11 protein-coding genes are annotated in these 13,023 nt (G+C 51.4%); 5 read left to right on the forward strand and 6 right to left on the reverse strand.

Annotated elements, in window-relative coordinates:
- Positions 1-46: 46 nt before the first annotated feature.
- The 6 genes from SH527x_RS04370 to SH527x_RS04395 all read right to left on the reverse strand — a co-directional run bounded on the left by SH527x_RS04370 (position 47) and on the right by SH527x_RS04395 (position 7,134).
- On the reverse strand, positions 47-988 hold the full coding sequence (locus SH527x_RS04370; protein ID WP_437193432.1) for a YybH family protein: 942 nt from the start codon (positions 986-988) through the stop codon (positions 47-49).
- 512 nt (positions 989-1,500) lie between these two features.
- The gene (locus tag SH527x_RS04375; protein ID WP_437193433.1) at positions 1,501-2,550 is read right to left on the reverse strand and encodes a dipeptide epimerase; all 1,050 of its coding nucleotides are present in this window, start codon (positions 2,548-2,550) and stop codon (positions 1,501-1,503) included.
- Positions 2,547-3,653: a DUF1611 domain-containing protein gene (locus SH527x_RS04380; RefSeq protein ID WP_437193434.1), complete on the reverse strand. Its 1,107-nt coding sequence runs from the start codon at positions 3,651-3,653 to the stop codon at positions 2,547-2,549. The genes SH527x_RS04375 and SH527x_RS04380 overlap by 4 nt, the downstream gene beginning before the upstream one ends.
- 121 nt (positions 3,654-3,774) lie before the next feature.
- Positions 3,775-5,439, reverse strand: a complete 1,665-nt coding sequence (locus tag SH527x_RS04385; RefSeq protein ID WP_437193435.1) for an N-acyl-D-amino-acid deacylase family protein — start codon at positions 5,437-5,439, stop codon at positions 3,775-3,777.
- A gap of 129 nt (positions 5,440-5,568) precedes the next feature.
- Positions 5,569-5,898, reverse strand: a complete 330-nt coding sequence (locus SH527x_RS04390; RefSeq protein ID WP_437193436.1) for a hypothetical protein — start codon at positions 5,896-5,898, stop codon at positions 5,569-5,571.
- Between the two features lie 231 nt (positions 5,899-6,129).
- Positions 6,130-7,134 (reverse strand): DUF1559 domain-containing protein, encoded by a 1,005-nt coding sequence (locus SH527x_RS04395; protein ID WP_437193437.1) that lies wholly within the window; start codon positions 7,132-7,134, stop codon positions 6,130-6,132.
- A 238-nt stretch (positions 7,135-7,372) separates the two neighbouring features.
- Here SH527x_RS04395 and SH527x_RS04400 point away from each other — a divergent pair, with 238 nt between their 5' ends.
- From SH527x_RS04400 to SH527x_RS04420, 5 genes are all read left to right on the forward strand, one after another.
- A complete protein-coding gene (locus SH527x_RS04400; protein WP_437193438.1) occupies positions 7,373-8,560 on the forward strand; it encodes a substrate-binding domain-containing protein in 1,188 nt (395 codons plus the stop codon).
- 370 nt (positions 8,561-8,930) lie between these two features.
- Entirely contained in the window at positions 8,931-9,461 is a 531-nt protein-coding gene (locus SH527x_RS04405) for a sigma-70 family RNA polymerase sigma factor (protein WP_437193440.1), read from the forward strand.
- A 7-nt stretch (positions 9,462-9,468) separates the two neighbouring features.
- A complete protein-coding gene (locus SH527x_RS04410; RefSeq protein ID WP_437193441.1) occupies positions 9,469-11,148 on the forward strand; it encodes a FecR domain-containing protein in 1,680 nt (559 codons plus the stop codon).
- A gap of 82 nt (positions 11,149-11,230) precedes the next feature.
- Positions 11,231-12,277 carry a DUF1559 domain-containing protein gene (locus tag SH527x_RS04415; protein WP_437193443.1) on the forward strand — a complete coding sequence of 349 codons (1,047 nt, stop codon included), beginning with the start codon at positions 11,231-11,233 and terminating at the stop codon, positions 12,275-12,277.
- 135 nt (positions 12,278-12,412) lie between these two features.
- Positions 12,413-12,850, forward strand: coding sequence for a carboxypeptidase-like regulatory domain-containing protein (locus SH527x_RS04420; RefSeq protein WP_437193444.1), 438 nt, complete (start codon positions 12,413-12,415; stop codon positions 12,848-12,850).
- The last annotated feature ends 173 nt before the right edge of the window (positions 12,851-13,023 follow it).

Raw genomic sequence — 13,023 nt, forward strand, 5'->3', positions numbered from 1 at the left:
ATTCAACAGTTAAGCCCAGATCAGCAATCGGAACCCAAAGCCAGGTTCAACGAGAGGCCTTTTGACTTGGTTCAGAGGATTCACCCGGTGCTGGCGGTTGCCTCACCACTCGATGCACAAAAGTTGGCATGCTCATCCCGGATCGTGTTTGCCGATCGCGAGTGATGACCAATCCATCAGCACCATCGTGAAAGTACGTCAGCACTCCAGTGATTCGTGCCCCGGAAGCATCGACTCCGTTTAACTGGACAGACCATGTTCCATCCGGCTCAGCGGTCCACCAGCCTTCAGCCGAACCGCCGGTCGAATCGAAGACCCATGAACGAAACTGTTGACGTTCTGCATCCCAGCCGATTCGTTGGGTCCCTTTGAGCAAGAGCTCATTTCGATCCAACAGCTGAAATTCACTGATGAGAAAGTTGCCATCTTCAGACCATTTCCATTCCGTCTTTGCGATCCCCCCGCCGACATCTTCCCGCCAGGCTCCCTCCAGCCACGACAACACTTTCAATCGGTCATGTGGCGTGATCTGCGGGTCTTCCAACTCACGCACACTGACCATTAACCATGTTCCATCCGGTTGTTGGACATGGGTGGCCGTATAGCGTCCCTGTAATGATGTCTGTTCCTCTTTATCACGAAACGTTGAAATCCCCTCTTCGATCACAACCCCCTTAGCGACGGGGCGAATCGAAAGAATGTCAATGTCCACTTCACCGGGAGGATTCATTTCGAACGAAGCCAAAAACTCCGCCTGAATCGCATCCCGACCATGAAAGACGAGCCCAGAGGAATCGACATACTCAGCTTCGGGAGCGAACAACTTCACAATTGACTCTGCATCACGAGCGTTGAAAGCCTTCTGGTAGTCAGCCGCTGCTTTCTCGATCGCTGCCTGCAACGCAGCCTTTTCGTCTTCAGCTGCAAATGCGAGGTTTCCGGAAAGAAGCAATCCACAGATTGCCAATAGAAGCACACGAGCGAGCATTTTCTGACTCCTGCCAGCAATGAGTTCACAGCACTTCAGCGACGCCGAATCTCCTCAGCATAGTTTGACACATTCCACAATTCGATAAAAATTCCGAGAATCTTAGTTCGCATTGGAACAGACGAATTATCTGCTTGAAGGACTTGGAATTGAGACTACCACCTGTCTCGCAGGCGACAGGCCAAGTGCTGCGCAGGCAGAATTTCAGTTGAAATCTCGGTCGTTCATTCGCAAGAAAGAGTCTTACAGTCGATGCCAACTCAGCCTGATTGAACGCCTGCTGCGGTCCGGATTCGCAAGCTCGAACACCATCGACACGGTCGAGAGAATGCACACATTCAGAAAGGCGCATTAAAGATCGACATCGTAAGATAAGTTTTCCCCGGCATTGGATTGAAGCCGCTACCGGGGACAAACTTGTTGATGTTCCTAATGAACGATCATTGAGGAGCAAGTGAAAACCAATTGCTCTTCGCTGGATTCAGATAACACAGGAGCACGCGAACGGCGGACTAACTGACTTTTTGAACCTGCTCCAGACGTTGCCGGGAGACAGACAAGCCACTTCCAGATGCCGTGCTGAAATGGACTTGTCCATTGTGAACCTTCACTCCATCTGCCGGATCGAGCGAAAGCAGCGATGCACCGTCGAGATCTGCGTAGTCAAGCAGAGGCAAGAGTTGAGCCGCCGCAGAAATTCCGACAGACGATTCAATCATGCATCCCACCATTGTCCGCATGCCGAACTCGCGTGCCTGACGAAGCATCCTGACCGCGGGAGTCAATCCCCCGCATTTGACGAGCTTCAAGTTAACTCCGTGAAAGATGCCATGGCATTTCTCGACGTCGTTCTCTGTTCGGCAACTTTCATCAGCGATGATCGGCAGAGCACTTCGTTGATAGACAGCAAGGAATGCCTCACGAGGACTGTTGGCCGGCAGCGGTTGCTCAATGAACTCCACTCCAAGGTCAGAAAGTGTCTTTGAGTAGTTGATTGCCTGCTCAGGAGTCCATGCGCAATTGGCATCCACCCGAATGACAGCGTCCGTTTCCTGCCTCAGCCGTTGAACGATCTCCATGTCATGCGAAGTCCCCAGCTTGATCTTATAGATCGGCCAGTTGGGCTGTTCATGATACTTGCGAATCATCTCTTCGATCGAGTCGATTCCCAAAGTGTAGCTCGAACAGGGATACTCCGTTCCATGAATCTCAAGCAACTCACGCGTTGTTTGTCCGGTCACCTTTCCATAAAGATCGTACCCTGCACAATCGATTGCAGACAGCGCGAACGTGTCATTGGGAATGAGTGACTGACATAGTTCATAAAGCTCAACAGGTCGAAGAAGAGGCAGGTCAGCCAGGGCCTGCTCTACTTTCGCCAGCGACGCTTCCAGCGATTCATAAGTATGACGGTAGTAGACGTTACACATCGTCTCACCGAAACCGGTTGCTTCCCCGTCAGTCAGAGAAACGATGAGCGCAAACTGATGGTGAATTGTCCCTCTGGCAATTGTGAACGGATCTTTGAGCGGCAGGGCAACTCGTTGCCAGAAAAGTCTCACGCTTGCAGCCTTTCCTTGAGCTTCAGAATCGCGTCGACCAGAACTTCGGCTCCGTCACGATAGACATCGCACACCGGCAGTCCGGTCAGCTTTTGCACGGCCTGCTTCTCAAGTTCGGCTGCCTCTGGAGTGAGATAGCGTCCATTCATCGCAATACCGATGACTTCAGTCGGGAAGCGTTGAGACCCAATGGTCTCGTACAGACTCAAGTAGGTTTCAATGGACTTCAATGGAATATGCAGCAACCCCTTCACGTGAGTTCGTCCTGCTTCGTAGCAGAAAATTAACCCCTGCGGAGCGGACCCGTGTAACAGCCCCATCGTGACTGCCGAGAACGCAGGATGCGTGATGCTCCCTTGTCCTTCAATCAGCAAAACGTCGTGCTGTTGATTCTCAACAACCAGGTTTTCAACAGCCCCGTTGACGAAGTCAGAGACCACGCAATCGACTGGAACCCCGTTGCCGACGATCATGATCCCTGTCTGTCCTGTCGCCAGAAACTTGGCGTCGACGTCACGGGCTTTCAACCCTTTCTCCAACTCCAGCGTCGTTACCATCTTCCCCACGCTGCAATCGTGTCCGACAGCGTGAATTCGCAGGCACTCGGGACGAAACTCAACAGCCTTCGCGGTCTTGTGATAGTTATTCTTCCGAACATCAATCAACAAACTTCCGCTCTGCTCTGCCAACGCGGAGATCTCAGGGTCGTCCACAAGAAAATCATGCAGACCGGAAATGACATCCAGACCTTGGCGGACACCTGCAATAATCGTTGGCCGCAATGAGGCCGGGAGCTCTCCACCAGCAGGAGAGATTCCAATGAAGATTGCATCAGGAGAATCGACTTCATCCAGTTGCGAAACGAAGGGGGTCTCTCCACCGATTCCGTACAACTCCTGGGCAGTCTTGCCGGCATGAGCAGGATCGATGATGGCAATGCAATCCGAGCCGCGGTATCGCAGCAGGCTGATTGCCGTCTTACTGTTCAATAACGGCGCATTCTCTCCCATCGCAATTGCGATTCGGCGGTATCCAAGGATCGTATTCAGCGGAGAACTTCCAGAGGTACTGGCAGGAGGCGGTGTGATTGTGGTCGTCGTCATTTCAGTGAGCAATGTTGTTAGAGAAGTAAACCGTTTTCACGGATAGGTTCAAAATGAGGTAGTGAATTCTTTCAGAGATCGACTGATGCGCAGGGCACTGTTGTAGATGACGCAGAGTCTCTCAGTTGTTGATCGCATCGCTGACAGCCGGTGCTGGCACTGACACTGGCTTCCGTAAAACTTTTCCAGCTTGAGCTCCAGTGGGAACTCTGTCGTAGATCGCTGGCGTCCCGTTGACAAAGACATAATGGATGCCTGAGGAATACTGAAAGGGCTTCTCGAAAGTTGCCTGATCGATCAACTCTTTGGGACTGAAGATGACAATGTCTGCCGCTTGACCGATTCGCAAATATCCACGGTCAGTGAGTCCCAGAATGTCAGCAGGGAGTCCGCTCGAACTGCGAATTGCCTGTTCCAATGGCAACACCTGTTCGCGGATCGAGTAATAGCCAATCTTTCTTGGAAATGTCCCATAACTTCTCGGGTGAGGACGATTGGCCCCTGGCAAATGGACACTTCCATCAGAAGCCGTCGCCACCCAGTCACACGCCATCGCAGAACGAACGTCTTCTTCACTCATGGCGAAATTGACGATACTGGCTCCTCCCTGTCGCATGATCGACTCAGCAAGTTCCAGAGAACTGATCTTTTCCAGTTCAGCAATCTGCTTCAAGTTCTTTCCGACCCAGTCAGGACGTGCAGAAAACGTTGCAATCACAATCTGTTTCCCGTCCTCCTTCTCGCTCAGACTCTTCTGGACTTCCTCGCGAATCTTATCTGCACTGGCAGGATCATCAAGCCGTTTGATGAGTTGCAGCAGTCCTCCGGATCGCGACCAGGCTGGAAAGATCGTTGCTTCCAGTGATGTACTTGCCGCAGTGTAAGGATATTGATCTGCGGTCACTGTCATCCCATTGCTTCGAGCCTGTTCAACTAAAGCAATCGCCAGCTTGAGCATTCCCCATTGTGGGGTGCCTTTGACTTTCAGATGAGAAATGTGAATCGGGATCTCAGCTTCGCGCCCAATCCGGAGAGCTTCGTTTACTGAATCGAGCAAGCCAGATTCTTCTCCCCGAATATGACTCGCATAGATTCCTTTGTGCGAAGCAACCACCTTCGCGAGTTCAATCAACTCGCTGGTACTGGCGTAAGTGCTGGGAGTATAGATCAATCCCGTCGACATTCCCCAGGCGCCATCCTGCATTCCCTGTTGGACGATCGATCGCATCTTCGCAAGTTCACCTTTAGTGGGCGGACGGTTCTCCTTGCCGACAACTTCCAGCCTCAGCGTCCCTTGAGGAATGAGGTGACCAACATTCGCTCCAATCCCACCAATTTCCATCTGTTTATAGTAGGCGCCGACATCAGCAGGCCCCATACCGCAATTTCCGGTGATCAGTGTTGTACAGCCTTGCGTTAAATAGTTGACACAACCGCGAGCCAGTGGCGAGACGACACCTGAATCTCCATGCGTGTGCAGATCGATAAATCCCGGTGCAATCACCAGCCCAGCGGCGTCAATTCGCCAAAGTGATGATGGTGCTGCACCTGATCCAACTGAGACGATATTTCCATCCTTGACAGCAACGTGCCCTTGCACAGGAGTCGCTCCGGAGCCGTCATAGATCAGGCCATTTTCAATAATAAAATCGACGTCGTCTGCTTGCACGACCCGTGTTGCGGACGCGGCGAACATCGTTCCCAGAAAGAGCCCGACCAGCGCGAAACGCCTGCAAAGCCGACCAGACAATTTCAAAGCATGACTTCTCTGAAATTCGAGGGGCATAACGCATCCAGTCTGAACTTGCAGGATAAATGGGAACGGCATCATCTTTTAAATTTGCAATTGCCTGTTTTCCAAGACGACAAGTTGCTTCAGCAGAGACTCAATTCGAAACGTTGTGATCAGTGAAAGTCACTTCTTTGTGGAGGTCACTTCAAACACCTGCGTTGATTTTTTCGCCGGCAGATCGGTCACCAGTTCATAGTTCGTAAAGAGCGGCTTTCCATAGTCCACATCTGCACCGGACGTGTCCTTCGCCGCGCCATAACCAGTGATCCGCACCCGATATGGTCCGCCGACCACCCCACGTTCAGCGGGAATCAAGAACTTCGAGTTCTCAATGACTCCGGTCGACATGGGACCTTTATTCCCCTTCTCAGTGTCAGGCTCCAAGGTGATCGACCCGTTGGCAACAGGTTGACCGAGGTACTTCACTTCTCCTTCGATGGCAAAACGCTTCAATTCATCGTTTCCTGGCGAGCACCCATACGCACAGCACAGGGTGATTACGCTCAACAGACCTAGCAAACTACCAGCGGGCTGAACCCTTCGAGACCGCCCTCTTCCCTTATGGCTGCCGCAACGCGATTCGACACCAGAAGTCACATTGTTCAATGAAGTTCTCCTGCTTATCGGATCACGCCATGAGAAGTGTCACCGAGGGATCAGGCCCATTCAATTTGAGCCCAGTGCTTATTGACCGAATCCGGATAGAGGAAGGCTGTCGTTACGGATTCCCAAGCTCTTAAAGGTCGGTGTATCCATATTCTGACTGAGAAAATGAACAGAACCATCGGCCAGAAGAAAGTGTGCTCCACCAACGTGAAAGCTGCCAAAATGATGAGACTGTGAATTTCGTGGATCAGTTGTCGCAGGATTCTCTGGTGCCGAATTTATTCCTCCATAAGCCACAGTGAGGTTGCCTGAATGTCGATTTGAACTATTCAAATTGGAAGCGGACGCCCAGCCGAAATGATATGTGTTGGTAGAATTGGCGGTTGTCGTGTTGTAGTGCGATTCCCCCACCAGCAGGACCTGTGACGAACCATCCGTAATATCCCGAAACCCGATTTTGGAGTTCACATAAAGAATTCCATTCGTCGCAAAACGTCGCTGATCCGTTCCACAATAGCTATCGCCTCCCCCTTGCACTCCGCGATAGTTTCCAGAGACAGCTTCGAGCCCGGAGACAGGATCGGAAGGGCACTTGAAAATGGAAGGAGCTGTCGTTCTCCATGCGGCATGATTCTGTGCACTGCCAGCATAGATCTGTGCCCAGGTCGTGAACTCCTGCTGCATATTAAACTGGTTATAGAGATTCACCTGATCCAGAAACGGAAGGATTAGAACAGTCCAAGGGGCCCGCTCTGTATTTGCAGTGCTACTCGTACACCACGTCGCCCCTGTTACCGCCACTCTCGTAACGACTCCCGGGGAGAAAACTCCATGCGTGTCGTGATAGTTATGCAACGCCAAACCAATTTGCTTGAGATTGCTCTTACATTGGCTCCGTCTGGCAGCTTCTCTGGCTTGCTGCACCGCTGGCAGAAGTAACGCTATCAGAATTGCGATAATGGCAATGACGACCAGAAGCTCGATCAGAGTGAATCCGTGTCGAGTCTCGCGACCTGTTCTTGAACGATTCTCCTGCTTCGTGAAAGTGAAAAGACTTGAGTGATTGCCGCCAGTCCAAATCATGGGCCCCTCGTCGATTGAAAATGAGAAGAATTCAATACGAACGACATTTCAGCATGTTCAACAAACCGAATTGCTGTAGATCAGACGATACCTCGGACCGATTTCACCATCGATTCAAGTATTTATTCACAATCAATTTTGAAATCAATTCGATATTCTGCATAATAAATGTCATTTTTGCGCAGCGCCCTATCTGATGATTCTGGCGAAGAACGAACCACCAGCTTTACTTTCCATAATGCCCACATCGAAACGTCTGCGAGAAGCTGAAATTCGCCGTCAGGTTGCAGTGCTGATCGACCCAGGTGACAGTTGGGGAAGAAGTGTCATTCGTGGGATCTATGCCGCTGTAGACGGAAAGCTCCCCTGGAACTTGCTGATTGCCCCTCGTGACGATGAGTGGCGGTTGCGAGTCCCGAGGCGTTGGAAAGGGGACGGAATCATTGGGGCGATTCGCGATCCCAAGACAGCAGAGCATGTTCGAGGTCTCCAGTTACCAACGGTGAATGTTTCGTCGTGGACATCATCGAACGCGTCATGGAATTGGGTGAATACAGACGATCATCGTCGAGCAAAGATGGCCTTTACTCATTTTCGAGAGCGCTACTTTTCCAACTTTGCCTACTATGGACCTCCAAGCCAGCGTTACCCGGATCAACGTGGCGAATGCTTTCATCAGATTGTCGTCGAGGCCGGATTTCGGTGCGAGGTCTTCCGCATGCCAACTTCCCGCCGAGGATGGAACAATGTCAATCAGCAGACGCTGAACTGGCTCAAGCAATCCCCGCGGCCACTGGCGGTCTTTGCCGCCGACCCTCACCCTGCGATGCAACTGGCTGAGATCTGCCGTGGAGCGGGCATTCAAATCCCTGACGAAATTGCAATTCTGTCTGGAGACACAGATGAGCTGTTATGTGAAGTCTCCGATCCTCCACTCTCAAGCATCGTTCTCGCATCGGAACAGATTGGCGCCGAGAGTGTACGTGTTCTCGACAAGCTGATGTCAAATAAGCGCACACCTTCAAGCAGCATTTTGATTCCTCCGATCGGGATCGTGAATCGACTCTCAACAGACACTCTCGTTGTGGCAGATCCTCATTTCGTTGAAGCCCTGCGATTCATTCGCAAACACGCTGAATCAGGGATCAAAGTGGATGATGTTCTACGAGTTGTTCCAGTCTCAAGACGTCTGCTGGAACAACGTTTTCAACGCTATTTGAAATGTTCTCCGGCAGATGAAATTCGTCGGGTGAGACTGGAGCGTGTGAAGGAACTGCTCGTCTCGACCGGAAATTCCTTGGAACAAATCGCAGAAGCGACAGGATTTCTCGCGTCCTCCCATCTGTGCTTTGCATTCAAGAAAGCCACTGGCCAAACAGCACGAGAATACCGGAAGCAATTTCGCTCGAATGCTGATGTCGAGTAAGTGCGTCGTTGATCGCCTAAATCAGACTCATGCGTCACTAATCTCATCGTCCGCGATACTGATTCGACTTGACGTGTGAAAAGCCTATTACGTCCATTCGCACAGGATCTTCAATTCGGTCGTTTCGACAAGTGCGATGACGATAGCGAGCGAACAGGTCTCCATCATTTCCGCAGAAATGCCTAAAAAGGCGACAACCCCTAACGCGTTATTGTCAAAAACATTGCAACTCAATCAGGAGTCCAAATTCAATTTCGAAGGAGCATTTGGCAGGTAAAACCGATCAATACATGTCGATTCTCTTTGGCGTCGCATTTACGAATTCGACGCGGAAATCTGCCTATGCGACCTAAGTGCGGGAATTGGATTGATGTCCACCATGCAGAGTGTTGAACGCTGCTATGAACTCTTTCTGAGAGAGTTTGCTCGCGATCGTTCCAAGCTGTTTCGATATATCTTTTCTTTGCTCCCAAATCATGCTGATGCAGAAGATGTCTTTCAGCGTTGCAGTCTCGTGCTCTGGCAGAAGTTTTCTGAATTTGACACGGAACGAAACTTCTTCGCCTGGGCCCGGGGAATTGCGTTCAACGAGGTGCGGTACTTCATCCGAACCAATCAACAGCAACGACTGAAGTTTGACACTGAGCTGCTTTCAGAGATTTCTGATATCCGGGAGGCGCAACTCGATAGCTCCGGAGAAATCCTTGCTCATATTTCTGACTGCCTGAAACGTCTTCCATTTCGTGACAGAACGCTGGTTCGACAGGCCTACGGAAAGAGCCAAACAATCAAGAGCTTTGCGGAATCCTCCTGTTCTGCCCCGCAGACAATTTACAACAACCTGGGGCGAATCCGACGTCTGATTCAGGCATGCGTTCAAAAAAAGCTGGTCACAGGGTGAAACGAACATGGTAGCGCATTCCCCTGGCTTCATTGAATTAATCAATCGGTTACTCGACGAGACAATCACACCGGAAGAGCATTCCCGACTGTGTGAGTCTCTGCGTGGAAACCCAGAGGCGATTAACGAGTATCTTTTCTATATCGACCTGCACACTGGCTTCAAAGAACTCGAAGAACAGAGTGAGGACGAACAGGTTTCCGCCCCCATCGTTCGTCATCTCACAGCGAGTTCCTTTACTTTCACTGGTGTTTCTCAGCGGGTCTTAAAACGATCTCTCACGTTTCAGCGCTGGACACTCATGGCCGGTGCGCTCACGACGGTGCTGCTGGTTGCCTCGTTCTGGGTCTGGCGATCGGAAGAGAAACTGATCGCTCAATCTGCTTCTCATCCTGCGTCAGCACTAAAAGAAGAGACCGAATCGAAGGCAGAATCCGCTCCGTATAAGCCGTCCGCAGAACCTGCTGTTGTCTTATCGCAGGCCTCTCAGGCTGAACTTTTTCTGGAGCAAACTCCGGGAATTGGCTCCGAGATCGCGATTGGACATGAGTATGTCCTTGTGAAAGGAATCATGGAGCTCACCTTTGCAAACGGTGCATCAGCTGTCCTGAACGCCCCAGTGGTCTTCAACGTGACCAGCCCGATGCAAATCGAGGTGAAGATGGGACGGTGTTCAGTGCATGCTCCAGAATCTGCGATTGGATTTGAGGTTGTCACTCCACAAGGTCGGGTTGTCGATCTGGGAACACGGTTCTCTGTCGTTGCCAAAGAAGTTGGAGTCTCCGACATTCAGGTGATCGAAGGAGCAGTCGAGTATCACCCTGAAGATGCCACCCCCGGTGGGACAATGCTACTGGAAGGAGAAGCCATTCGACTCCCGGCAACTCCCCACAAGACAGAGCCCATTCCATTCGATCGCTCGGAATATCGGAATCAGTTTCCCGACAGAGTCATTTCCTATCAAGCGACCCCGGGACCGACCTCAAAAGGAGTTCGCGACCTCGTCAGCATCACAGTTCAACGTGGCGGTCAACGCAAGACCTATTCCGTGGAAGAACTAATTGGCGTCGACATCTTACATTTCTCAAGCTACTCGAAATTGAACAGCGCGTGCTCTGCCGATGCGTTACCTTCTCCGGTGGACCAGGTTCTCACAAACAGTGTTGCCCTCAACTCTGGGCTGACCAATTTTGACAGTGCCCCGGGGCCATATCTTCAAGCGAAGGAATTCAAGAACTTTCGTGAACGTCACGGACTCGCGATTCAATTTCGACAACCGGTGAGAAACGCCCCCGGTCCCGACTTCGTACTGTTCGAACTGCAATCGGCTGCATATCCCCCAGGCGGTGATCGATTCTATGCCAGCCCGATTGAGGATCGGCCGGGCTTGAAGACACACCATGTCAAACAGTTTGACATCACCATGCATAGCGCAAACGCTCTACAAGTGGCGCCGCTGTTTACACATGTTTTCAATCATGTTCCGACATCTCTGCAGCAACTGCGTCAATCAAAGGTCATCACCTCCTCACGTTTGCATGTTCCTTTTCACGCAATCGCAGTCGGAATCGATCTTACCGATCTCGGTTACGCCGAAGATGCCCTTGCTCCCGGTGTCTTCATTGAGGATGCCGATGACGACGACTACATCGCACTGGATGTCGTCTTCATCGGAGGCTTGCCATAAATGAGAGCTCGCATTCAGAGATAAAGTGCTCAGTTTTATGTTCCCTTCATATTGTCCATAAACTTGTTTCTAAGGGCCAAATATGAATTCGCCAAATCGTGTCAGTCGCGTTGGGTTTACGCTGATCGAACTCCTTGTTGTGATTGCGATCATCGCAATTCTGATCTCATTGCTGTTACCTGCCGTGCAGCAAGCAAGAGAGGCCGCCAGACGGAGTCAGTGCAAGAACAATCTCAAGCAGTTTGCACTTGCGATTCACAACTATCAGGACGTGGCAGGTATGTTTCCGATCGGTGGGACCGGTACAGACGAAACCATGCCACAGGTTTCATGGCAGGTGCGTGTCTTGCCATATATGGATCAAGCCCCGTTGTTCAACATGCTCGACCTCGCTGGGACCCTTCCTGCAGCCAGCTACTCTGGCGCCGGAAATCGCTTGAAAGTTCCTTACCAGATTCTCGCCAGCGGCAAGCAAGTCCGCGAAACACTTCTTCCTGCAACGATGTGTCCTTCTGATTCCTTCGGAGCAACACGTAACGGTTGGGCACTCGGAAGTTACGGAGCCTCAGTGGGATCGCAACTCAATCCATCCAATCGCCACACCGGAGTCAGCTGTGCTCCGTACTCTGGTTTTGCCAAGAAAACGCGAGATTGGGGTGACTCGATCGAGAAGTCCCAGATCTCTGGAATTATCTCTCGACAAGGGGCTGCAATTCGTATCGCCGACGTCACTGACGGAACGTCCAACACGATTATGGTCGGGGAAGTCATCCCGATGTGCTCGGACGCTGATGGAGGAAATGCGGAACGAGGAAGTTGGGTCAGTTCCAGAACAATCTGTAACGGACTCTGCTCAACAATTACTCCCATAAATGACTTCACAAGCTGCCGAGTGATGGGAGATTCCCGCAGAACCAATTACCCGACTTGCGCGACCCACGCCGCAGGAAATGCTGTACCGGAAACAGCCTGGAACTTTGCGTTCGGATTTCGATCCATGCATTCTGGCGGGGCTCATTTTGCCTTGGTCGACGGTTCCGTTCGCTTTCTGAGTGAGAACATTGATCACGCTGGAACGTATCAGAGACTCGGAGGACGCGCTGACGGTGAAGTCGTCGGAGAGTTCTGAGTCAGCATCTCCAATCCAACTAGATCATGCGACTCACTCGAATGTCGACCTACTTTCTCACATGGAATCTCAGTTAAAGCGGACGCCCCCAGTAAGGTTGCAAAGCCGGCAGGGGCTTGAGAACAAGGAGCTTCGATGAATCGATTATTCAATCTCATCGTCTGTATGGCGTTCCTCTATGGCAGCGGGTGCGCTGGGTCAGGGGATTTCCCAGAAATTGCGGACGCCGGCGGAGTGATCAGTTATCAGGGAAAGCCGCTCGCATCTGCAAGTGTCATCTTTACTCCTGAAACTGGCCCCATTGCGGTCGGGATGACAGATGACGACGGGAAGTTTCACCTGTTAACGCAAGGCAAGACCGGTGCGAAGTTGGGAAAACACACGGTCATCGTTCAGGCTGTTGGCCCCAAGTCCGGAACGAAAGTCGTTACAAACGATCCATCCACTGGCCGCGACCTTCCAGTTCAGATGGTGTCACGGATTCCTGAGAAGTACGGGAAGACGAACCAAAGTGGATTGACTGCCGATGTCAAAGCAAACGGCGAAAATTCATTCCGTTTTGAACTGCAATAGGCTCGCAACCAAGATGTGCGCCGTCCTCTCGACGAGAAAGATCGCCTGACGGATGCTGAGCAAGTCGTTATGAATTTCGCTTCAAAGACTGAAGCAACCGCTTCTGGCCGCGACAATAGGATTTATTCGACAATTCCGACTGCAGTGCGTGCATAAAATTGACCAGCATGGTC

Origin of the sequence: Planctomicrobium limosum (assembly GCF_051465645.1) — a bacterium.
In the GTDB taxonomy this organism is placed as follows: domain Bacteria; phylum Planctomycetota; class Planctomycetia; order Planctomycetales; family Planctomycetaceae; genus Planctomicrobium.

Excerpts from the sequence above, each read along its gene's own strand:
- SH527x_RS04370 (WP_437193432.1), bottom strand. The coding sequence starts at position 988 with ATGCTCGCTCGTGTGCTTCTATTGGCAATCTGTGGATTGCTTCTTTCC.
- SH527x_RS04380 (WP_437193434.1), bottom strand. The coding sequence starts at position 3,653 with ATGACGACGACCACAATCACACCGCCTCCTGCCAGTACCTCTGGAAGT.
- SH527x_RS04385 (WP_437193435.1), bottom strand. The coding sequence starts at position 5,439 with ATGCCCCTCGAATTTCAGAGAAGTCATGCTTTGAAATTGTCTGGTCGG.
- SH527x_RS04395 (WP_437193437.1), bottom strand. The coding sequence starts at position 7,134 with ATGATTTGGACTGGCGGCAATCACTCAAGTCTTTTCACTTTCACGAAG.
- SH527x_RS04400 (WP_437193438.1), top strand. The coding sequence starts at position 7,373 with ATGCCCACATCGAAACGTCTGCGAGAAGCTGAAATTCGCCGTCAGGTT.
- SH527x_RS04405 (WP_437193440.1), top strand. The coding sequence starts at position 8,931 with ATGTCCACCATGCAGAGTGTTGAACGCTGCTATGAACTCTTTCTGAGA.
- SH527x_RS04410 (WP_437193441.1), top strand. The coding sequence starts at position 9,469 with ATGGTAGCGCATTCCCCTGGCTTCATTGAATTAATCAATCGGTTACTC.
- SH527x_RS04415 (WP_437193443.1), top strand. The coding sequence starts at position 11,231 with ATGAATTCGCCAAATCGTGTCAGTCGCGTTGGGTTTACGCTGATCGAA.
- SH527x_RS04420 (WP_437193444.1), top strand. The coding sequence starts at position 12,413 with ATGAATCGATTATTCAATCTCATCGTCTGTATGGCGTTCCTCTATGGC.